Origin of the sequence: Paenibacillus sp. 2TAF8 (genome assembly GCF_052114825.1) — a bacterium.
Lineage (GTDB): Bacteria > Bacillota > Bacilli > Paenibacillales > Paenibacillaceae > Paenibacillus.
On sequence record NZ_JBFRFN010000002.1, the window covers coordinates 304509 to 326606 of the forward strand.

The following is a 22098-nucleotide window of genomic DNA, read 5'->3' on the forward strand; positions in this document are numbered from 1 at the left end:
AGCCGCAAAATGCGACTTTTTAGCTATTTTATGGCTAAGCATGAATTCGCAATCGAAAAACTTTAATTCTTAAGATCGCTCAGCTATTTTTTAAAAACAGTATCATTTTGTATATATCAAGTAACAAGCTTTATTTTAACGTAATCTCAAATACAGACCCGGCTTCACCCGCAAAGACTATGTAGCCTCTCTCGGGCAGTACCATTGCCGTTTGACCACTGACTACGCTATGATTCAGACTGGCACCAGACGCATCATATACAACAAATGAACCATCGGAGGGTAAGTTCACTTTGATTTCTTTCCCTCCAGCCGTACTCGGAATCGAGAACCATTTGGCGTAACCATTCGACTGAATCGTCGTTTTTGATTGCTGACCTTCATACATTGGTTTCACGATATCCTGGCTGGCATATATGTTGCCTCCTTGCGACACATATTCCACACCGTCTTGTTTAAAAAAAGTAAATTCCATCGAGTCACGTCCGGCCACAACCGGGATTTGCAATTGATTCACAGCTCGATCCACATCTGTAATGGCATTCGTATAAATATACCCTGGTAACTCACTGGGGAACTGAATAGGTATAAGCGGCATTGCTGTATTATATAGAGTCGAGGTATGCTTTTCATTCACCAGTACATACGCTTTACCAACACGCGTTTGCCACGCAGCTTTAACCTCATCCGACAATGGATTCGCTTGAAGCTTCTGTGCCTTGTACTCTGATGAAGCAAGCTGTCCGAGTCCAGATACCGATTGATACGACCGTGTCCAAAGATAGGTATTTCCGTTACCTTCCTCAACAAACTCCACTTTCTCTGTACCTGTTGCATTCACAAAAGAACCGTCAGTAGTGTAGGTGTACGTCTGTTTCGGGCTATTCGGTGCCGCTAACATCGACATCGTGAGTTGCCCATTCTCCTGAACATCCAGTTTCATCAACATGTTAGCACCGCCGCCATAGATTCCCGAATAATTCATCTCTTCCTTCGGCATCTCTGCTTTCACAGGTACTCCATGTGACTTCTCCGGTTTACGCTCTGGAATCAGCTTTTTTTCTTCAAGCGCACCGAGTAAGAGCTCCGTTGCAATCAATTGATTCGTTGAACTTGAACCTCCTGAAGATGTAACTGCTGCAGCCATGTTATGCTCAGGAAGTACAATCAGAGAGGCATGATAGGCGATGGTATTACCACCTTTAGTCCACGCCTTGATGCCGTATTGATTGAACGGAAACAAGTTTACACTGTCCCATCCAAGCCCATAGGCAATTGATGAATCACCGTCCTCCGGCCATATTCCCCGTTTGTACTCTTCCTGTCCGGTAGCTTTCGCTGATTCTTTGGATAGAACACCATTCTTCTCATTCGTGAATACCTGTGACAGCTTCACCAAATCTTCGGCTGTGGAATAGATACCGCCTGAAGCAATCATGTTCGTTGTCTCCAATGGCTGTTGTTCTTTCTTGGCGGAGTATGTTGTTGCCATTTGTTTCAGATTCAACGGATCTTGCGGAGTTTTGGTATAATTCATGCCAAGAGGTGTCGTGATGTTACGGTGCAAGAATTCCGTAAAACTCAAACCGCTAACTTGCTCCACCAGAATCTCAGCTAAAGAAAATCCATCATTACTATAGACCGAATAGGCTCCAGGATCTGCCTTCAAATGCTGTGTGGCTAACTGATTCAGTAATGTATCATGTGCGTGCGTATCCGGATCTTCGAACAGAATAGCACTGTTACTGGATGTGCCGAGCAGTCCTGCTGAATGATTTAATAACATACGTACTGTAATTTGACTATAACGTTTGTCCTTCATTTTAAAATCAGGAATATAGTTAACCACTGGATCATCCAGTTTCACTTTACCCTCGTCCACCAGCTTCATTACCGCGGTTGTGAGGAACATTTTACTTGTTGATCCTATGCCATACATCGTTTCTGACGTAAGTGGTATACTCTTGGCAGGATCGTTGATCCCTGTTTGTCCTGAGAGAACGATCTCTCCTCCATCCATAAGTGTGTACTGTACACTTGCAACACCGTAGGTTTCGGTTAGTGTGTTGGTTTTCGCGGTGACTGCTTTTTGAGTCAACCCGTAGTCTAGTTTACCAGGAACCTCGGCTGCATATGCAGCTGTGGGAGTTAACATTGCAAATACCAAGGTCATGGCGACGAGGGACGTTCTTTTTTTTCGTGTCAAATTCATCTTCTCCTATTCTGCTCCGCTCAATGGTCGTCGTGTTTGAGCTGTTACCTAACGCAGTATAAGTGATGAAAATGAACTATCCGCGTCCTGAATATGAACTCAAAATGAACAGTCAAATAAATATATAATCGTGATTCATCATTGCAGCTTGAACCATTGTCATGATAATATTCCCTATAATGGAATGCCCGAAATTTTATCATGTTCAATTCATATACAATCCATAAATTCAACAACAACGGAGTTGTTACAATGTTAAAAGTGAACCGAAATGATGATCGTCCGATCTGGCAGCAGTTGCTCGACCAGGCTATTCATAACATTACAACCGGGAACTGGCCTCCAGGTGAACTGCTGCTTCCGTCACGTGAGTTAGCCGGGCGGATCGGTGTTTCACGGTCTACAATTCAGATCGTTTACGAAGAATTATTCAGCCGGGGGTATACGGTAACCTCACGTCGCGGTGGAACAAGAGTCAGCCATTCGATCCAGGTGCTTCGTTCTCTAGAAGAGGAGCCACAGTCTGGGCCTGTACCTCCCGTACTGCCTTTAGTACACGAATCCATTGCCAAACTGCAGAGCTGGTTTGGAGATCATGATGCACCGCAGCTGGACATTGATTTCAACCCTCACGAGCCTTACATCGATGAGACGTTCACGCAATCTTGGAGAAAATCTTTTTTGCAGGTGTCTGCTGAATCCAACCTTGATATCTGGTCGTATGGCAATGCCCAAGGTTTCCTGCCGCTGCGTGAACAGATCCAGCGTTACTTGTCACTAGAACGAGGAATTCATATTGAAGTTGATCAGATACTGTTAACTTCAGGTGCACAACACAGCATTGATTTGATTGCGCAGGCACTTCTAATTGAAGGAGACAGAGTATCTGTGGAGGACCCCGGGTTTCCTGCTGCCTGGACCACCATGAAGTACCGCAATATGCAGATTGATGCCGTACCTGTTGATGAGCAGGGACTATGTGTAGATCGCATCCATCCAGAATCAAGGCTCGTATTTGTCACCCCTTCACACCAATGCGCGACTGGAATCATCATGTCAGAGCCGCGCAGACAGCAGTTCATGCAATTGGCCGGAGAACGTGGCATGTGGATTATCGAGGACGATTACGATAGCGAGTTCAGATATCGTGGCGAGCCGATTCCCACCCTGTTCAGCCAACTGCCTCAGAATACGCTATATATGATGAGTTTCTCCAAAATGATCGCGCCCGGTATACGTTTATCCGCAATTATAGGACCTCAAGCAGCGATTGAGCGGCTTACCCAGATTCATGAACTGACTTATCGCCATCTCCCCATAATGGAGCAGCTAACGCTAAATCATTTTATTGAGCGGGGGCAATTTATGCGCCATATGAGAAGGGTTCGTAACGTTTATCGCCGTAGACACGAGGTCATGACCAAAGCTATCCATTCTTCCGGTCTTAGTTCGCGTTTTAGATTAAGCGGAGTAGAAACGGGATTACATATGCTTCTTGAAGCAGATGATTCATGTGACGAAGCAGCAATAACCTCTGCTGCCCGCAAGCAGGGTGTGTGTGTTTATCCTCTAAGTAGATACTGTCTGAAGAGTGATCGTAAGGGGTGGGTATTAGGTTTTGCAAAAGTAAATGAAGAACGAATCGAAGAAGGCATCTCTCGATTTGCCCGGACCGTTTTATAACAATGGAATAGAGCCCGCTTGCAATCAAAATTTAGAGAAGATTGCAAGCGGGTTCGATTTATTTATGAAGTGAACGTTGTCCCTGTTTCGTACAGAGGAAATCGTGAGGTGATCTCGCGTACACAACCTGATATGTGCTGCTTTACTTTAGTGTTCGCTGGATTTTTAAAAGCAAGTGCGATCAGCTCGGCAATTTCTTTCATCTCCCCGGCACCAAGTCCTCTGGTTGTCATGGCTGGCGTTCCAAACCGAATGCCGCTTGTAACTAATGGACTTGCTGTATCGTAAGGAATCGAATTTTTGTTTGCCGTAATGCCTGCTTCATCCAGCATAATTTGAGCGTCTTTCCCAGTAAGGCCAACGCTGCGCAGATCAACGAGAATGAGGTGATTATCGGTACCTCCAGAAACAAGAGAAAGTCCTTCATTGATTAGCGTTTCCGCCATTACTTTCGCATTATTCAAAACATTTCTCATATAGACAGTGAAATCAGATTGCATTGCTTCCCCAAAAGCGACTGCTTTTCCCGCAATAATATGCATAAATGGCCCTCCCTGCGTTCCCGGAAAAACAGCTTTATCGATGGCCCCTGCCCAGGATTCTTTACACAATATAGCACCTCCACGCGGACCTCGCAGCGTCTTATGTGTCGTGGTTGATACAATATGTGCATGCGGTACGGGGTTAGGGTGTAATCCTGCTGCAACAATGCCCGCGATGTGTGCCATATCTACAAACAGTAAGGCTCCCACTTCGGAAGCAATTTGAGCAAAAAGCTCAAAATCAATACGCCTCGGGTATGCGCTTCCGCCTGCAACGATCATTCGTGGACGATGTTTGTGAGCCAGTTTTCGAACTTCGTCAAAGTCAATAAGACCTGTTTCTGGATCAACACCATAGGGAACAAAGTGATAAAATCTTCCTGAAAAATTAACAAGATTTCCATGCGTCAGATGACCGCCATGAGCAAGATTCATTCCAAGAATCGTATCACCCATCGCGACTGAGGCAAGATATACAGCCATATTCGCCTGTGAACCGGAATGCGGCTGCACATTCGCATGTTCAGCACCAAATAGTTGTTTCAACCGATGATTAGCAATATCCTCTACCGTATCAACATGCTCGCATCCACCATAATATCTTCTGCCCGAATAGCCCTCTGCATATTTATTGGTTAATACGCTGGCCGTGGCCTCCATTACGGCTTGGCTCACAAAATTCTCTGAAGCAATAAGTTCTATCGTATCCCGCTGCCTTGCCAGCTCGTGACGAGTTGCTGCAGCCACTGTTTTATCTTGATTCTCTATATGTTTTAACATCTTGACCATCATCCCTTCCTTATTTCTTAAGCATTCGTTCCAAGTTGTTTTTTGGCAAATTTATGATGAATTATAAGATGTGCCATGACTCCAGCCACAAGTCCCCAAAATGCACCACCGATACMAAACAAAGTTACATTAGCGGCTGTTGCTAAAAATGTAATCAATGCCGTTTCTCGTCCGTTCGGGTCCGCCAGAGCGTTAGCCAGGCTACCGCCGATCGTTCCAAGCAAAGCCAGCCCTGCTAAGGTGGCGATAAAAGCTGCAGGAAGAATTAAAAATAATGCGGCTAAGGTCACGCCAAAAATTCCGACAGTTATGTAGAAGACTCCGCAGGCAATGCCCGCAATATAACGCTTGGACTTATCTTCATGCGCATCTTTGCCTGTACATATGGCTGCGGTAATGGCTGCCACGTTAAATGCATGTGAGCCGAATGGTGCAGCGATTAGTGAACCCAGACCAGTTACCGTTAAGATAGGGTTGGCACTCGTTCGAAAACCATCATTGCGAAGAATCAGCATACCTGGCATGTACTGCCCCGTCAGCGTAATAATAAATAACGGCAGGGCCACACCGAGCAACGCTTGAATTGAGAATTCAGGCGCAGTGAATACAGGTAAAGCGACCGCGAGCTGAATGGAGCTAAAATCGGTTTTCCCCATAATCATCAGATAGATCAGGCCGAGAACCAATATACCAACGATTGCATAGCGAGATGTAAACCGTTTTAACGCGATGTAAGCAGTGAACAACAGAATAACCAATCCAGGTTCGACCTTGGCCCCTTCAAACGCGGAGATACCAAACTGGAGTAAAATGCCTGCAAGTAAACCGGAAGCGATCCCTGGCGGAATTAATCGCACGAACCGTTCGAACAAGCCAGACATGCCCAAAATGACAAAACCCACGGCGGATATCATATAAGCACCTATGGCTTCAGAATAAGGAGTTACAGCCAGCATGGAGACAAGGAAGGCTGCAGCTGGAGTAGACCACGCTGTTATGATAGGTTCTTTGTAGCGGTAACTAAGCCAAATCCCCGTGATCCCGACGCCAATCGAAATGGACCATATCCAGGAAGCGGTCATTTCCGGGCTTAACCCTGCTGCTTTGGCCGCTTGAAACACAAGAATGAAGGTCCCTCCATAATTGACAATTACAGAAATTAAAGCGGCGGTCACTGGCGATATCAAATCGCGCCCGCGAATCCTATTAGATGCTGTTTTCAATGTAAACCCCTGCCCCTCAACTAATCTTCTATCTTTGTATGTTCATTCCAGTAATATTCATCGGGCAGATAACGTGGGCCAAACACATTGGTTCCCACACGAACGATCGTCGCTCCCTCTTCAATCGCCATACTGAAATCACCGGACATGCCCATCGATAACATTTCCATCTCGACACGTGGGATGTTTCTCTCTCTGATCTGTGTGCTGAGCTGTTTCAACAAGCGAAAACATTGGCGGGTCTCATCGGCTGATGCATGCAGCTTCCCTATCGTCATTAATCCTTTTACATGCAGCGTTTCAAATTGAGACAATTGTTCAACGAGCTCCACTGCATCCTCTGGAGAAGCACCGAATTTACTTTCCTCATAGGACGTATTGATTTGTACCAGAATGTCCATCGACCGCTGTTCTTTGACAAGCTGGTCATGTAACACCTGCCCGAGCTTCAGACGATCCACCGAATGGATCATTGTCACATACTTCACAACCTCCTTAACTTTATTCGTCTGCAGATGTCCGATAAAATGCCATTCCACCGCTTTGGACTGTTCCATAAGAGGATATTTATCTCGCAATTCCTGCACCTTGTTTTCTCCAAACAAATGTTCACCTGCCTGCACGGCTATCTGTAACTTCTCAAGCGGTACCGTTTTCGTAGCTAAAAGCAGCTGCACATCGTTAACATTTCGTCCAGAAGCCTTGCAAGCCAGTGCCATTTGTTTTCTAACCATTTTTAAATTTTCTTCCACCGGATGATCCAAGCCGGATGCCCCTTTCTACTCATCATTTGATTGACAGTATAACAATCTATGGACTGAATATGTATATCCAAATATGTGATATTTCCGCAATCCAAAACTTGTAATATGTAATTGTAGTCAGGTATGAGCCTAATTCGAGTTAAACTATCTATGATTTTCACGATAAAAAATCCCGTTCCGGCTTTCTCAGCCAGAGCGGGATTCGTGTATTTCCTTATAAATATTAAATTATTGATTCACGTTTTCCTTCGTTACCAGTTTCAACTCAGCCGGGATGGATTTCTCCACTTGTTTACCACTCAGCACATCCAGTGCGGCTTGCAATGCAAGCTGTCCGATCAACTCCGGCTGTTGAGCTACGGTTGCCGTGAGCTTACCATCCTGAATCGATTTAATGGCATCATCATTACCGTCAAATCCGATCACCGGGATATCTTTACCCGAACTTTGGATTGCTTCAATGGCACCGAGAGCCATTTCGTCATTGTGAGCAAACACGGCTTGCACTTCTGGGTTACCTTGCAACAAGTTCTCCATGACATTCAACCCTTTGGAACGGTCAAAGTCAGCGGATTGTTTCGCAACCACGTCCAGCTTTTGGTCTGCAATCTCGTGGAAACCTTTGCCACGCTCACGGGTAGCTGAGGCACCTGGTACACCTTCAAGCTCGATCACTTTGGCGCCTTCACCTAATTGCTTCACGATATATTCGGCAGCCATGCGTCCACCCTTTGCATTATCGGAAGCTACAAGTGCTGCAACTTCACCTTTATCTGCCGAGCGGTCAAGCGTAATCACTGGAATGCCAACACTATTGGCGGATTGAACCGCTGTAGATATTGCAGCGGAATCTGCCGGGTTAATGAGCAAGGCATCAACGCCCTGCTGAATCAGATCGTCCACATCGTTCGTTTGCTTCGCAGAATCGTTCTGTGCATCTACGACAACAACCTGAATATCTTGTTTCTGTGCTTCTGCTACGACACCATCTTTCAGTGAAACGAAGAACGGATTGTTCAGTGTCGAGATCGACAAACCGATTTTCTTCTGTTCCTTACCTCCGGCTGACTTTGGTTTCGCCCAGCCTGGCGGCTCCAGCGAACATCCGGCTAGAACAACGATCAGAATTATGCTAACAAGCGTTAGTGTCCATTTTTTCATGTTGTTTTCTCTCCCTTAAGCGGTTTTCTTGCGGTCCAGCAGGACAGCGATAGCAATAACGACACCCTTCACGACCATCTGGTAGAAGGAGTTCACACCGAGCAGGTTCAGACCATTATTCAGTACACCGATGATCAGCACACCAATCAATGTACCTACAATGCGTCCGCGGCCGCCAGAAAGGCTTGTTCCACCCAGCACAACTGCAGCGATGGCATCCAGCTCATAAGATGTACCTGCTGTAGGTTGAGCGGAATTCAGACGCGATGTCAGAATCGCGCCGGCCAGCGCAGCAAGCATACCTGCAAGGGAGTAGATCATAATTTTGACGCGGGATACTTTGATACCCGAGATGATGGAAGCTTTTTCATTACCGCCGATGGCGTACGTTTTGCGGCCGAAGGCCGTTTTATGCAAAATGGTCCACAGAATGACAAAGGTAATCAGCATCGTAATCGCCGGTACCGGAATGCCAAGCAGGTAACCGCGTCCAAACAACTGGAACAGCAGGCTATCCCCCAGACCTGTTATCGGGTTACCGTTGGTGTATACCAGCGTCAAACCTCGGAAAATGGTCATTGTAGCAAGGGTTGCGATAAATGGCGCCATATTCCCCTTGGTAATCATAAGTCCATTCACCATACCCATGACTCCACCAAGGGCCACCCCGATGATGATGGACAGAATTGGATCAAGACCGGATAACATCATATTGGCTACGAACGCACTGGATAAGGCAAGTATAGAGCCAACCGACAAGTCAATCCCGCCAGTGAGAATAACAAACGTCATGCCAAATGCAATCAAGGCATTAATGGAAACCTGACGTAGCAGGTTCAGAATGTTAAGCGGTTCCAAGAAACTTGGATTAAGCACCGAAACAATCACAATCAGGATGATTAATCCGAGTAATGGACCGAGTTTTTGTGTTACGCTAGACAAGCGGAACCCGCTTTTGGCTGTTTTAGTGTCCTGCATTGTTGTCATGTTACTGTCCCCCTGTAGCTAGAGTCATAATGTGTTCCTGTGTCGCTTGTTCCTTCGGTAATACACCGGTAATGTGACCTTCATGCACAACGGCAATGCGGTCGCTCATTCCCAGCACTTCAGGCAGTTCGGACGAAACCATGATAATCGCGACACCGCGGTCTGTCAGTTCGTTCATGAGCTGATAGATCTCACGTTTCGCTCCAACGTCTACCCCGCGTGTAGGCTCGTCCAGAATGAGTACACTTGGACCAATACCCACCCATTTGGCAATGACAACCTTCTGCTGGTTCCCCCCGGACAAGTTACGAGCCGCGGTTTCCGAGGATTGGGTTTTGATCTGCAGCCGTTTGATCAGTGTGTCAACAAACTCCTGTTCTTTGGAGGTCGAGATGAAACCTTTGCTTGAAAAGCTGAACAGATTTGTCAGTGCCATATTCTCACGGATGGAAAAGTCGAGCACCAGCCCTTCATCCTTCCGGTCTTCAGTAATAAAACCGATTCCATGCTTCACCGCATCGGACGGTTTGCGAATGTTCACCTTTTTACCGCGAATTTTGATCTCTCCATTGTCCAAACGATCCAGACCAAATATCGCTCTCATGATCTCTGTTCGCCCTGAGCCCATCAGACCAGAGAATCCTAGTATTTCGCCAGCTTTCACATCAAAGCTGACATTTTCGAACAATTCCTTCCGGTTCGCGTTTCGAACTTCCAGTATCACTTCACCATACTTTGGCTTACGGGAAGGATAACGCTCGGTCAGCTCACGGCCAACCATCTTGCGCACAACTTCATCGAAGTTCGTATCAGGAATCGCCTTGGTATCGACGGTTCGCCCGTCACGCATAATGGTGATACGATCACAGATCGTGAAGATTTCCTCCATCCGGTGAGAGATGTATACAATGGATACGCCGTTCTTTTGCAAGGAACGTATGACACCAAACAGCTTCTGGATCTCACGTTCGGTCAAAGCAGCCGTAGGCTCGTCCATAATAATGACTTTGGCCTCGGTCATAAGCGCTTTGGCAATCTCAATCATCTGCTGTTGTCCGACAGAACACTCTCCTGCAGGACGCTCAAGCGGAATATCCACTGATAGTTTGGCGAATTGTTCACTGGCAAGCGCTTTCATTTGTTTTGTGTTAAGCAACCCCATGGAGGACGATATCTCTTTACCTATAAATAGGTTATCCAGTACCGTCATCTCTGGCCAGACATTCAATTCTTGATGAATAAACGTAAGCCCAAGCTGCTCAGCTTCTTTTGGACTTCCAAAATACGTTTCCTTACCATCAATCTCAATCGTCCCTTGATCACGCTGGTGCAGCCCAATCAGAATATTCATGAGCGTTGATTTGCCGGCCCCGTTCTCCCCCATCAGGGCATGAACCTCGCCTTCTTTTAATTCGAAATCCACACCGCTTAATACTTGATTTGTGCCAAACGCTTTATGGATATGATGCATCTGAATGTGCATGGTGCTGCCTCCTTTTAACCGAAATGAACTCCCGATTGTAAAATGCAATTGGCATACGGTGTAGCCTCACCTGTACGAATAACCGCCTTCACGTGCCGGGTTAACGCTTTAAACTGCTCATGGTTCTGGCTATCGTCGATGACCTGCGAATCAAATTTCTGATTCAAGTATGCAAGTGTCTGCGGATTTCCTTCATGGATCTCACTTGCTACGATGACTTTCTCAATCACCATATCTTCCGCTATGACGTCCAGTACTTCACGAAAGCTTGGTGTACCGAGTTTGAGTGCCAGATCAATCTTGAGCACACCATCCGGAACGGGCAAGCCCGCATCCGCAATGGCGATTTGATCCGTGTGACCCAGATCAGACAAGATTTTAGAGATGTGACTGTTCAAGATGCCGTTTTTTTTCATATAAAGTTCCCCTTTATTTCATTTGCAGACTTCCCTTTAGTACGTTATAGGCTCTCCTCTACTTCGTCCCTGGTTGGCATACCGCCCTGTGCTCCAAACTTGGTTACGGATAACGATGCCGCCCGATTGGCAAAACGCACACTGTCCTGAATCGATTTTCCCTCAGCCAGAGCGACTGCAAATGCTGCATTAAACGTATCGCCAGCTCCGGTTGTATCTATAGCATCCACTTTATAAGTTGGCACAAGGACCTCTTCATTACCGTCAAAATATCGAACACCCTTGCTGCCTTCCGTTATGAATAATTTGTTTGGATATTGACGTAGAGCTTCCGCAGGCTTCATGCCTTTGAACAAAATTTCGGCCTCATGCTCATTGGGTGTAATATAAGATGCGTTGTCAATCACCTCTTGTGGAACCGCACGGGCAGGAGCCGGATTGAGTAATAAAGGTGTTTTGTATTCGGCACATAATTGGCTGACATGAATCACTGTTTCTTCTGGAATCTCCTGCTGGATCAGCACAATATCCGCGTTGCGAATCGCTTCAGCAGCCTCATCCACATAAGCAGGTGTCACTTCACGATTGGCCGCTTCAACCACCACAATGCTATTATCTCCCTCTGCCAAAATGATATGAGCCGTACCGCTTTCGGAATGTGTAACCGGTTTCACATTGCTTGTATTTACACGATTCGCTTTAAAGTTCTCTAAAATATCTGTACCGAATGTATCATCTCCAACACGGCCGATCATGACAACTTCGGCTCCCATACGAGCTGCCGCCACAGCTTGATTGGCGCCTTTCCCGCCGGGTACTGTCTTAAAGCTTTCACCAAGCACGGTTTCTCCCGCGCCCGGTCTTCTGGAAGATGTCACGACCAAGTCCATTGAACTGCTTCCAATCACACAAATGTTAGCCATCGTTTCTCACCTTTCTCGTTGTTCCCCGTTCAATGAAGGACACAGGCAACTGTATGTTTTTATTCTCCATGTTATTTTGCTCTACTAACTGAATAAGTAATCCTGCCGCTTCTCTGCCCATTTCATATGCCGGCTGACGAATTGTAGACAATGCAGGTGACAATAAACCACTCATCGGAATGTCGTCAAACCCGATAACCTGCACGTCCTGCGGAACATTCTTCCCGATTCGATAGGCTTCATGTAATACAGCCATTGCAGCGATGTCATTACTGGCAATAACACCATCCGTATCCGGATATTTTCTAAACAGTTCCTCCGCCCATACCCCTGCTTCATTAAATGAAAACGAGGTTGTTTGAATGACTTCATGATCGAGGCCTGCTTCACGGATGACTTCAATCGCTCCTTCAAACCGATCTTGAGCCGGCCGAATATGGGATGGTCCTTGCATAACGGTAATTCGTTTGCTACCCCGTTTGATGATCTCTTTGGCAGCAAGCCTTCCGCCTTCTCTGCCATCGGCATAGACCGAAGGTCGATCCAGCGAAGTTCTGTCCAAAAAGACGACGGGAATCTTCAGCTTTTCATATATCGAAGAGTGAGGGTAGTTGGTGGATGAGATCACACCCACTACGTTATTCTGGATAAACGTCTGGATGTAATCCTGCTCCTTCCGTTCATCCTCATCACTGTTTCCAAATATTAAGCGGTAATCCTGCTCTTGCATCCGATCCTCCACCCCCCTCGCAAGCTGAGGGAAATAAGGATTCGCAATGTCTGGAAGCAGTAAACCAATCAGTTTCGACTTGCGTGTGTATAGTGAACGTGCCACTTCATTCGGTGAAAAGTGAAGTGCCTTGACAGCATCTTCAACTTTCTTGCGAGTATCTGCGTGCACATAGCCCCTGTCATTAATCACTCTGGATACCGTGGCTACGGATACACCGGCCAGATTTGCTACGTCTTTAATTGTTGTCATGGAATGTTCTCCTTATGTGTAACCGGTTACAGACATAAATTATCACATTCTTTTTCATTTGGCAAGGGGTCTTTTGTTGGAAAATTACCCCGGAGTACTTTAATTTCAAAAATACCCTCCAATTTAAGCTGCTTTAATTATGCACTAGAGCTGGATTACCTCTTTCTCCATCTTTTCTCCCAACACAAACGCTGTATTTTATGATATGGTCTATAAGGCATGACATTATCATCATACATACAGGTGTGCACAACAAGCGAGGAGAAGATTAAGCGTGATTGAAAGAGAGTCAACACTTACCAGTTCAAAGGCAATAGAGAATGCAAAACAAGATATTACAGCAACAGAAAGCACCATTTCAGGCGTACAGGAACATCGAAGCAAATTTAGCGATCCGTTCGTCGTCATGCTCGTTGCAGGCTTATGCTGTTTATTATGGGGAAGTGCCTATCCTTCCATTAAACTCGGTTACGTAGCTTTTCATATTCTGCCCGAAGATATCGCTTCAAAGTACGTTTTTGCCGGGTATCGATTCAGCTTGGCAGGAATATTGCTTCTACTTCTTTACCGTGTTGGATTTAGACGCAGGCTCAAGCTTAGCGGACGTGAATGGGCAAGTTTGAGCATACTCGGCGTGCTGCAGACAGGACTGCAATATATGTTTTTTTATGTAGGCGTAGCGAACACCACTGGTGTCAAAGGCTCCATCATGAATGCAACAACGACGTTTTTCAGCGTTGTTCTGGCCCATTTTATCTATAAAAATGATAAGCTGAGCCGTAACAAAATCATGGGCTGTGTGCTCGGGTTCATTGGTGTCATTATCGTCAACTTTCATGCAGACTTGCTTACCTTTTCATTCTCTTTCACAGGAGAAGGGTTTATTATTATGGCTGCCCTCGTTTTCTCGATCACAGCCATATATGCGAAGCGTTTAACTGCAGCAATTGATGTTATGATGATCACAGGTGTCAGCCTGCTGGTTGGCGGACTGGTACTGACTTTGCTCGGCCTCTCGCTCGGCGGTCAAGTTACACATTTTACATGGGAATCCACACTGAATCTGGTTTATCTGGCCTTGCTGTCATCCGTGGCCTTCTGCCTGTGGAATCTGCTTCTCAAATACAACAAAGTTGGCAAAGTATCGGTCTACAACTTCCTAATCCCTATCTTTGGCGCACTGTTATCTGCACTTTTTCTCGGAGAAACGATATGGGAACTGAAAAACCTTGTTGCGTTAATATTAGTTTCTGTTGGCATTTATTTGGTCAACCGGGTACGTTCACTTCGAATGACAAAAAGCCGCTAATTAGCGGCTTTTCTTTATACAGTAGCACCACGATTATGTCTGCTGAAATTAGAAAATGAGATACTTTGTGATCTTTTAGCTTGTACTTTTATGTTTTAAACAGGACTAGATTAGTAAATTACAGTGTAATCAATCAAGTCTTCTTTTTCTTCATAATTGAACATAATACCATGCTTACCCCATTTATATATCATCTCGTATCCGCCAACGGCTTCATTGTAATATTCCGAAGACGGTTTTCCGAGCCACATCTTTATATCACCAGGGGAAAGATACTGCTTCTCATTGTAAAGCTCAATGACGGAAACGCGAGATTTGCTTTTCAATTCATGCAGGTAGGAATCAAATCCGATACCAAAGTTAGCATAATTGTATAAAGCACCCCACTCTCCATTAGACCTGGATTTAGGTTTACCCAGTTTCTTTTGCACCGTTTGCAACGTCAGGCCTGTTGTAATATCTGTCCGTCCAGGTAGCTGTCCTTTGGAGGCAGCATCCTTGAGACTCTTCAGGTAAGCACGATTCCCGACTCCAGAATTAGGCCAGTCTGCAACCTTTTGATTTCGATTATCATCGATACGCATCTGTAATTGCTTTACATTCATTTTAAAGGTATAGAATTCGTAAATACCCTGCCCATTATTATAATACCTGAACTGTACACGACCACCTGACAGTGCCCGAATACCCCCATCTCTCATCGCAATAAAAGAGTTCCCTATGGATTTGCCATTGTGCTGAAAATAATTTACACGCTTCAACTCACCCGATTGAATCACAAACGTTTTAATCATATTTACATTTGATGCACCCCACTCTGTAATCATCAAAAGATCAGGAACACCATTCTCCTTGCTATTCACCACAAAATTCCAAGTTTGAGGTAATATAATCTTATTTAATCCCAATTTAACATTCTGCACCGTTCCGAATGGGGCTCCCGACTTGAGAAGTGCTGCACGATATGTACCGGAATAACTTACATCTCCAGCTTTATTTTTGGTCTGGCTATCTGGCCCGATTAATGTGCTAGCTTCTTCGTCATCGGCAAAAATATAAACCGTATATGCAGTCTGCTGTGCATCTCGTAGTGTAAACGAAAGTCTACTCTGTTGCTTCAGCTGTTCAGCTGCAATCTGCTTTCCTTTAGCGCTAACGTCTCCTGGAACGAGAAACAATGCACTAAGCATAGGAGCAATCAAAGTTAAGAGCATCAGAATTGCCCATTTCGTATGATGTTTCGTATAAGTCATGATGTAAGCTCCTTTATGTATTTAATATTTAATTAATTTCTACAAACCTGAGTATTTCTTTTACGTTTAGTCTCCTTATATTGATATTTCTAATTAGATCCGAGTTAATTATCCTCTCTCTCTCTCGTTCGCTCTCTCCTTTCGGTGTTATTTGATCTGGAGGAAACATCTCCCTCTAGTTCCAATTGCCTAAACTATAATATCATACTTTCTCTTACGAAAATATATAAAGAACAGGGAATACGTAGCCGGTCTCCTATACCATTTAATACAAACAAAAACCCCACTGTTATTCCTCAGCAGGGTTTGAAATGAATTAATAGTACTTAAGCAAGCATACATCTATAGAGCTGTCTTAAAGGCAAGAGTACACGGCGTTACGCAAACGACGCTGAACATAATGCTCCTGACTGTTCAAGAGATGCTGCGCATACATTACTGTCAGCCCGGAATCCGGGTCCATAATGGCCATACAGCCGGCCGCACCGGCCCATCCAAATTCGCCAACCGGACTCAGTGATCCACTGCCTGCTGGGGAGATATGTGTGCGAACGCCGAGCCCATATCCGTAACCATACATATGATCCCATGAAAAGTCTGGTCGTGTCATGTCATTCAGATGATCGGCTCTCATGAGCTCCACGGAAGCCCGGGACAAAATTCGCACGCCTTCAGGGCTTATGCCAAATCCGGTCAGTGCATTCAGGAACTTGGCGTAATCGTTCACGGTGGATAACAATCCGGCACCGCCACTATCCAGTTCCGTACCTACGCGGAAACCGTTGCCGTCCATTCGTACCGCTTTATCTTGCTCTTCATCAAAAAGATATTGCGGAATCAAGCGAGACTGTTGATCTTCGTTCAGATCAAAGGTGGTATCATGCATACCAAGCGGTTTAATAATCTCATCTTGCAAATAAGTGCCGAATCGTTTTCCACTTACGACTTCGACCAGTGCACCAAGCACGTCATGACACATGCTGTAATTCCAGTGTGTGCCCGGCTCAAACATCAGCGGTTCCTTGGCCACAGCTCTCGCAAACTCCCGCGTCGGCATCTTGCCTTGGGTACGTTCCACCGCTTCCTTGATACTCGGCGAATGGATATCATATGAAAAACCAGCAGTCATCGTAAACAAATCACGCACGGTAATAGGTCTTATCGCTTTCTCATAGTACACCTCGCCATTAGGCAATGCCTTCTTCACCTGCATTTCTTTAAATTCAGGTAAATACTGAGACAACGGGTCAAGTAAAAGGATATCCCCTTTCTCAACCAGTTGCAATGCAGCAACACAGGTCATAATCTTGGTCATGGAGTAGAGATTAAAGATTGCGTTGTCGCGAATTGGCGTCTTCTCCTCCAGATTTTCGAATCCATTGCGATACTGGAAAACGGTTTCGTTTTGATGCATAATAAGCACTTCTGCCCATGGAACTCTCCATGAGGTTAAGCGATCAATTAATGAAGCAACCGGTTTAAAGTCCATATTTCCCCATCCTTATATGTAAAATTGTTTTGTTTGTGCCACGAGGAGCACTTCGTGAAATATACTTCTCTTCCCTACGACATATACTACTATACGACCTTTTGAACCTGTTGACTAGTTTGATTAAATGTTAATTTCGTCAGGCGAGGTATTGCTTTTCAAATGCAAAAAGCTGATCCATAACCGGACCAGCTAATTACCTCACCACCATATTTGTACGTTAATTTGGATAAGCTCTTCTATTCTCAACCGATTTCATACGGTTCTGGTCATCCGTTACGTGATCCTGACTAAATTCCTGCCCTGCTTCCATCTCACCATGACCGGACACGTTACGGGAGAAATTGGTGAATTGTCTTTTGTGTTCGTCTTGTTCATGCTTCTGTTTCAAAAGTTCCTGCGGGTCCTGCTTCGTCATCACACTAACCTCCTTATTGAAAATGTCATGTATGTCTTCGCACTATATAAGTTGAACTAAAAAGGGCTTGCACACCAATCAAGTTCAACTTATATACAAAAGCTTTCCATACAGAAGCCCTACTTATGCAAGTATTCTAAGTACGCACAAAGGAAAGGAGATCATTCCCAATATGACGCGCCTTCTCTTGTCTTATCCGCTGGGTGTGAACACCCCGGTATACAAAGGTAATCCTCCCGTTGTGATAGAGCAGCAATCCAGTATCGCTCAAGGTGATGCTTACAACCAGTTTGTTATCTCAAGCCTCAATCATAATGGAACACATATTGATGCACCGTGGCATTTTAATCCTCAAGGCAAGAAAATCAGTGAGATTCCGATARATGATTTTATTTTTGCACATCCCGTGGTGATTGATATTCCCAAAAGTGATGATGAGTTGATCACCAAAGCTGATCTGAAGCCTTATGAGCATCAGATCGCTGGAGCTGACCTGCTGCTGATTCGCACGGGATTTGGCAAAATCCGCTCATCTGATCCCGAACAGTACGCCAATCATAACCCAGGTTTATCTGCCTCTGCAGCACAGTACCTGATGATTTTTCATTCCCTGCGCGCTATTGGTATCGATGTGATATCCGCTGGTGCAGCGAATCATCCAGGGGAAGCCGTTGCTTTTCACCAGATTATTCTGGGCAAAGGCCGGGTCGATGGTAAGTACATTCTAGTCATTGAAGATCTGAATCTGAATCAGGATCTTTCCCACATCTCCAGAATTTACGCGATCCCTCTCTACATCGAAGGTGTTGATAGCAGCTTTGCTACTGTTTTTACCGAAGATTAACCCTGAAAGACTACAATAGTAGGTTGATTGATTTTTTTGAAAAAAAGATAAGAAAAAGCGCTGACAAGAGGGTTTCTCTTATCAACGCTTGTTCTTAGTGAATGTCTTTCTTCTTGAAATTGCCGCCCTTCACTTCGGCTACATCGTAGACAACAACAAAGGCTGTAGGGTCGATCTCGTTAATAATTTCTTTGATTTTACTCTCTTCCATCCGGTTAATGACACAAGTAATTTCCTTGAACTGCTCGTTAGAGTATCCACCATATGCCTCAGTGTACGTTGCTCCCCGTCCGAGTCGATCACGAATCGTTTCCACCATGACTTCCGGTTGTGTCGTAATAATCTTGAATGTCTTCGAACCACTCAAACCTTCTTCGACAATATGTATCACTTTAGAAGCAATAAAGTATGCCAGTCCAGACAAAATCGCGCCTTGAAGACCAAATACGGTCGAAACAACAATAAATACAAACATGTTCAGGAATAGAATCAGGTCACTCGTTCCGAACGGCAGTTTACGTGATAACAACACGGCAAGCATATCAATGCCATCAAGCGCTCCGCCATTACGTAGTGCAAGACCCATACCAAAACCGATAATGATACCACCTACAACCGTAACCAGCAATGTATCCCCTTTAATAATCGTAGGCACATGATGCATCAGACTGGCACTGATCGCCAGTGAAGCAATTCCGATGATGGAGTAAAGTGCAAAGCTTTTACCAATTTGCTTGTAACCGAGCCACACAAACGGAATGTTCAACAATCCAATTAGTAATCCGAGTGGCAATCCGAACAAATTCGAGCCGACGATACTGAGACCGGTTACGCCACCATCGGATACCTGGTTTGGAATTAAGATGGCCTCCAGACCATAGGCCGTGATGAATCCCCCGATAATGATGAGTAGCACTTTGGAAAGGATTTTGAGCTGGTTCGACTTGTGCGCTTTGTGTTGATGCATTCCATTTCCCCCTTGATAAACGATAAACACGATGAATTTTAACAAACATAAAAAATAGTCTATAACAAAAATCACACATTTGGCAATAGAAGGGCAATGCAAAAGGCAGTTCAGTCAGCCGATCGCATGTAATCTCCGTTACATTATTTCCCGATAAAGGATCGATATGCTGTAATTTTAAGTTCAAGCATTTCGTTCGCCGCATGGAGGGTATTCATCTGATCTTCAACGGCTTTTTTGTGGTTTTCAAGCAGCTTTAAACGTTCCGGAGCCGTATGTTCCCCTTCTTGAAATAAAGAAGCATACTGTTTGATAACAGCAATCGGCATTTGTGTTTCTTTTAGCTTGATGACAAACTGCAGCCATTTAAGATGCGACTCATTATAGCGTCTGTCCCCACTAGCATCCCGCAAAGGGATTATAATTTGCTCCTTCTCATAATAACGTAATGTGTGTGCACTAATACCCAGCATCTCCGCTACTTCTCCGATCGTATGCATGATTGTTTTCACCTCCTCCTTCAGATGGCTTGACTTAGAGTAAACTCTAATCAGTATAATCAATTCGTGCTCATCCCACAATATAGATTAAATTTATCCCAGGAGGAATTCACATGAAATATACCGTTATTACTGGTGCCAGCTCAGGTATTGGATATGAAGCCGCTTTGGCATTTGCTGCCAGAGGCAAACATCTCATTTTAGCAGCCCGCAGGACTGAAGCTTTGGATATGTTGAAAAATAAAATTGCCGGAATCAACCCGGAACTGGATGTTGTTGTTCGTACAGTGGACCTGTCCATTGCCGCAGATGTACATGCTTTTTATGAAAGCTTGAAAGGTTACTCCATTGAAACATGGATCAACAACGCAGGATTTGGCAACTTTGCTTCGGTCGGTGAACAGCATCTGCCTAAAATCGAGCAAATGCTTCATTTAAATATTGAAGCACTGACGATTCTCTCCACTCTTTATGTTCGGGATTATGCCAATACTCCGGGTACGCAGATCATCAACATCTCTTCAGGAGGCGGCTATACCATCGTTCCTGATGCGGTGACATATTGCGCCACCAAGTTTTATGTGAGCGCCTTTACCGAAGGGCTGGCACAAGAACTCCAGAGCAAAGGCGCTCCAATGCAAGCCAAAGTATTGGCACCTGCAGCCACAGAAACTGAATTCGCCGAACGTGCCTTTGATCTGGATCAGTTCCAATATGAAGGCCGTGTGCCCAAGTTCCATACAGCTGAGCAAATGGCAGGATTTTTACTCGACCTGTATGACAGCAAACATGTTGTAGGAATTGTGAATGGGCTCACGTATGAATTCGAGCTGAAAGACCCGATCTTCCCCTATGCTACAAGAGCTGCAAGCAAACCTGTTGATTCAAACGAATAATCGAAGTAGCAAAAAAGGCTGTCCTCTGGTCAACGAAGTCGTGACCTTAGACAGCCTTTTTTACTTGTACTGCAATATGATTATCGCTATTGTAATATCTCTATATTGCTCGGATATATAATAAAGTATTATGCCAAGCGCATTTTAAAATCTTGATATCCGAATTCCCGTACAACTTCGCAATCGCCATCTTTGCGTTTAACCGCAATGGCAGGCAGTGGCATGCCGTTAAACGTATTGGTTTTAACCATCGAGTAGATCGCCATGTCTTCAAATACAAGACGGTCGCCTTCTTTCAAAGGCTCATCAAATGAATAGTCGCCAATGACGTCACCAGACAGACATGTTTGGCCACCTAGACGATACAGGTGCGCTTTCTCACCCACTTCACCCGACCCGATCAATGGCGGACGATAAGGCATCTCCAGCACATCTGGCATATGACAAGTTGCGGAAGTATCCAAAATGGCAATATCCATGCCGTTTTTGTGGAAGTCCAGAACAGAAGTCACCAGATAACCTGCATTAAGGGCAACCGCTTCTCCCGGCTCCAGATACACTTCCAGACCATAATCATCTTGCATCCGTTTAATGCAAGCTTCCAGTCTTGGAATGTCGTAATCTTCACGGGTAATATGGTGTCCTCCGCCGAAGTTAATCCATTCCATCTGTGGCAGCCACTGCCCGAACTTCTCAACAACTGCATTCAGCGTTGTTTCCAAGTCGTCCGAGTTTTGCTGGCACAGTGTATGGAAGTGCAGTCCAGATACCCCTTCAAGCAACTCTGCACGGAAATCCTCCTGCTTCGCGCCGAAGCGTGAACCTGGAGCACACGGATCATAGATCTCGTGTCCTTCCTGAGTGGAGCATTCTGGATTCACACGCAAACCAACCTTACAGCCCGCTTGCAGTGCTTTATCCTTGAATTTTGCCAGTTGTGAAAAGGAATTAAAAATGATGTGATCACAGATCGAAACAATCTCATCCATCTCTTCCTCACGAAAAGCCGGAGCAAAGACATGATTCTCTTTGCCCATCTCTTCGTGACCGAGACGCGCTTCATACAAACCGCTCGCAGTCGCACCGCTCAGGTACTCTCCAATGAGCGGATACATCGCCGTCATAGAGAACGCCTTCTGCGCGAGTACGATCTTCGCTCCTGTACGTTGCATTACACCGTTCAGGATTTTCAAGTTTTTCTCAATCAGACCTTCGTCAACAACAAAACAGGGTGTCGGTAATTGCTCGAACCGCATG

Annotated in this window: 20 protein-coding genes; 4 read left to right on the forward strand and 16 right to left on the reverse strand. The window is 45.2% G+C overall.

The window, feature by feature from the left end:
* Positions 1-130: 130 nt before the first annotated feature.
* Positions 131-2212, reverse strand: a complete 2082-nt coding sequence (locus AB4Z30_RS03430) for a serine hydrolase domain-containing protein (RefSeq protein WP_441923307.1) — start codon at positions 2210-2212, stop codon at positions 131-133.
* Positions 2213-2464: 252 nt separating this feature from the next.
* Between AB4Z30_RS03430 and pdxR the strand changes: the two genes are divergently transcribed.
* Positions 2465-3895, forward strand: a complete 1431-nt coding sequence (gene pdxR, locus AB4Z30_RS03435) for a MocR-like pyridoxine biosynthesis transcription factor PdxR (protein ID WP_441923308.1) — start codon at positions 2465-2467, stop codon at positions 3893-3895.
* 62 nt (positions 3896-3957) lie between these two features.
* Here the strand turns inward: pdxR and glyA are convergent, their stop codons facing one another.
* The 9 genes from glyA to AB4Z30_RS03480 form a co-directional block, all read right to left on the reverse strand.
* Positions 3958-5217 (reverse strand): serine hydroxymethyltransferase, encoded by a 1260-nt coding sequence (glyA, locus tag AB4Z30_RS03440; protein ID WP_441923309.1) that lies wholly within the window; start codon positions 5215-5217, stop codon positions 3958-3960.
* Positions 5218-5243: 26 nt separating this feature from the next.
* Positions 5244-6449 carry a benzoate/H(+) symporter BenE family transporter gene (locus tag AB4Z30_RS03445; RefSeq protein ID WP_441923310.1) on the reverse strand — a complete coding sequence of 402 codons (1206 nt, stop codon included), beginning with the start codon at positions 6447-6449 and terminating at the stop codon, positions 5244-5246.
* A gap of 20 nt (positions 6450-6469) precedes the next feature.
* On the reverse strand, positions 6470-7213 hold the full coding sequence (locus AB4Z30_RS03450) for a YggS family pyridoxal phosphate-dependent enzyme (RefSeq protein ID WP_441923312.1): 744 nt from the start codon (positions 7211-7213) through the stop codon (positions 6470-6472).
* A 228-nt stretch (positions 7214-7441) separates the two neighbouring features.
* Complete coding sequence (gene rbsB, locus AB4Z30_RS03455) at positions 7442-8374, reverse strand: ribose ABC transporter substrate-binding protein RbsB (protein WP_441923314.1); 933 nt, start codon at positions 8372-8374, stop codon at positions 7442-7444.
* A 15-nt stretch (positions 8375-8389) separates the two neighbouring features.
* Positions 8390-9361, reverse strand: coding sequence for an ABC transporter permease subunit (locus AB4Z30_RS03460; RefSeq protein WP_090915883.1), 972 nt, complete (start codon positions 9359-9361; stop codon positions 8390-8392).
* Position 9362: 1 nt separating this feature from the next.
* Positions 9363-10844, reverse strand: a complete 1482-nt coding sequence (locus AB4Z30_RS03465) for a sugar ABC transporter ATP-binding protein (RefSeq protein WP_441923316.1) — start codon at positions 10842-10844, stop codon at positions 9363-9365.
* Positions 10845-10858: 14 nt separating this feature from the next.
* Entirely contained in the window at positions 10859-11260 is a 402-nt protein-coding gene (gene rbsD, locus AB4Z30_RS03470; RefSeq protein WP_441923319.1) for a D-ribose pyranase, read from the reverse strand.
* 44 nt (positions 11261-11304) lie between these two features.
* Positions 11305-12183: a ribokinase gene (rbsK, locus tag AB4Z30_RS03475; protein WP_441923321.1), complete on the reverse strand. Its 879-nt coding sequence runs from the start codon at positions 12181-12183 to the stop codon at positions 11305-11307.
* Positions 12176-13165 (reverse strand): LacI family DNA-binding transcriptional regulator, encoded by a 990-nt coding sequence (locus tag AB4Z30_RS03480; RefSeq protein ID WP_441923323.1) that lies wholly within the window; start codon positions 13163-13165, stop codon positions 12176-12178. Before AB4Z30_RS03480 ends, rbsK begins: the two co-directional genes overlap by 8 nt.
* A 274-nt stretch (positions 13166-13439) precedes the next feature.
* Here AB4Z30_RS03480 and AB4Z30_RS03485 point away from each other — a divergent pair, with 274 nt between their 5' ends.
* Positions 13440-14474 carry a DMT family transporter gene (locus AB4Z30_RS03485; protein WP_441923325.1) on the forward strand — a complete coding sequence of 345 codons (1035 nt, stop codon included), beginning with the start codon at positions 13440-13442 and terminating at the stop codon, positions 14472-14474.
* 110 nt (positions 14475-14584) lie between these two features.
* On the opposite strand, the gene AB4Z30_RS03490 is transcribed toward AB4Z30_RS03485, so the two are convergent.
* From AB4Z30_RS03490 to AB4Z30_RS03500, 3 genes are all read right to left on the reverse strand, one after another.
* Entirely contained in the window at positions 14585-15727 is a 1143-nt protein-coding gene (locus tag AB4Z30_RS03490) for a DUF4309 domain-containing protein (RefSeq protein ID WP_441923326.1), read from the reverse strand.
* A gap of 355 nt (positions 15728-16082) precedes the next feature.
* Entirely contained in the window at positions 16083-17216 is a 1134-nt protein-coding gene (locus AB4Z30_RS03495) for a serine hydrolase domain-containing protein (protein WP_441923328.1), read from the reverse strand.
* Between the two features lie 220 nt (positions 17217-17436).
* Entirely contained in the window at positions 17437-17634 is a 198-nt protein-coding gene (locus AB4Z30_RS03500; protein ID WP_240036701.1) for a hypothetical protein, read from the reverse strand.
* Positions 17635-17806: 172 nt separating this feature from the next.
* Between AB4Z30_RS03500 and AB4Z30_RS03505 the strand changes: the two genes are divergently transcribed.
* The gene (locus tag AB4Z30_RS03505; protein ID WP_441923330.1) at positions 17807-18478 is read left to right on the forward strand and encodes a cyclase family protein; all 672 of its coding nucleotides are present in this window, start codon (positions 17807-17809) and stop codon (positions 18476-18478) included.
* Positions 18479-18572: 94 nt separating this feature from the next.
* Here AB4Z30_RS03505 and AB4Z30_RS03510 read toward each other — a convergent pair whose 3' ends face one another.
* The gene (locus tag AB4Z30_RS03510; RefSeq protein ID WP_441923332.1) at positions 18573-19445 is read right to left on the reverse strand and encodes a YitT family protein; all 873 of its coding nucleotides are present in this window, start codon (positions 19443-19445) and stop codon (positions 18573-18575) included.
* A gap of 143 nt (positions 19446-19588) precedes the next feature.
* On the reverse strand, positions 19589-19945 hold the full coding sequence (locus AB4Z30_RS03515) for a MerR family transcriptional regulator (RefSeq protein WP_441923334.1): 357 nt from the start codon (positions 19943-19945) through the stop codon (positions 19589-19591).
* A gap of 113 nt (positions 19946-20058) precedes the next feature.
* Here AB4Z30_RS03515 and AB4Z30_RS03520 point away from each other — a divergent pair, with 113 nt between their 5' ends.
* Positions 20059-20841, forward strand: a complete 783-nt coding sequence (locus AB4Z30_RS03520; RefSeq protein ID WP_441923336.1) for an SDR family NAD(P)-dependent oxidoreductase — start codon at positions 20059-20061, stop codon at positions 20839-20841.
* Between the two features lie 128 nt (positions 20842-20969).
* Here the strand turns inward: AB4Z30_RS03520 and nspC are convergent, their stop codons facing one another.
* Complete coding sequence (gene nspC / locus AB4Z30_RS03525; protein WP_441923337.1) at positions 20970-22097, reverse strand: carboxynorspermidine decarboxylase; 1128 nt, start codon at positions 22095-22097, stop codon at positions 20970-20972.
* Between the last annotated feature and the right edge of the window lies 1 nt (position 22098).

Coding starts and splice junctions, on each gene's coding strand:
- AB4Z30_RS03430 (WP_441923307.1), bottom strand. CDS start 2,212: ATGAATTTGACACGAAAAAAAAGAACGTCCCTCGTCGCCATGACCTTG.
- pdxR (WP_441923308.1), top strand. CDS start 2,465: ATGTTAAAAGTGAACCGAAATGATGATCGTCCGATCTGGCAGCAGTTG.
- glyA (WP_441923309.1), bottom strand. CDS start 5,217: ATGTTAAAACATATAGAGAATCAAGATAAAACAGTGGCTGCAGCAACT.
- rbsB (WP_441923314.1), bottom strand. CDS start 8,374: ATGAAAAAATGGACACTAACGCTTGTTAGCATAATTCTGATCGTTGTT.
- AB4Z30_RS03460 (WP_090915883.1), bottom strand. CDS start 9,361: ATGACAACAATGCAGGACACTAAAACAGCCAAAAGCGGGTTCCGCTTG.
- AB4Z30_RS03465 (WP_441923316.1), bottom strand. CDS start 10,844: ATGCACATTCAGATGCATCATATCCATAAAGCGTTTGGCACAAATCAA.
- rbsD (WP_441923319.1), bottom strand. CDS start 11,260: ATGAAAAAAAACGGCATCTTGAACAGTCACATCTCTAAAATCTTGTCT.
- rbsK (WP_441923321.1), bottom strand. CDS start 12,183: ATGGCTAACATTTGTGTGATTGGAAGCAGTTCAATGGACTTGGTCGTG.
- AB4Z30_RS03480 (WP_441923323.1), bottom strand. CDS start 13,165: ATGACAACAATTAAAGACGTAGCAAATCTGGCCGGTGTATCCGTAGCC.
- AB4Z30_RS03490 (WP_441923326.1), bottom strand. CDS start 15,727: ATGACTTATACGAAACATCATACGAAATGGGCAATTCTGATGCTCTTA.
- AB4Z30_RS03495 (WP_441923328.1), bottom strand. CDS start 17,216: ATGGACTTTAAACCGGTTGCTTCATTAATTGATCGCTTAACCTCATGG.
- AB4Z30_RS03500 (WP_240036701.1), bottom strand. CDS start 17,634: ATGACGAAGCAGGACCCGCAGGAACTTTTGAAACAGAAGCATGAACAA.
- AB4Z30_RS03510 (WP_441923332.1), bottom strand. CDS start 19,445: ATGCATCAACACAAAGCGCACAAGTCGAACCAGCTCAAAATCCTTTCC.
- AB4Z30_RS03515 (WP_441923334.1), bottom strand. CDS start 19,945: ATGCATACGATCGGAGAAGTAGCGGAGATGCTGGGTATTAGTGCACAC.
- AB4Z30_RS03520 (WP_441923336.1), top strand. CDS start 20,059: ATGAAATATACCGTTATTACTGGTGCCAGCTCAGGTATTGGATATGAA.
- nspC (WP_441923337.1), bottom strand. CDS start 22,097: ATGCGGTTCGAGCAATTACCGACACCCTGTTTTGTTGTTGACGAAGGT.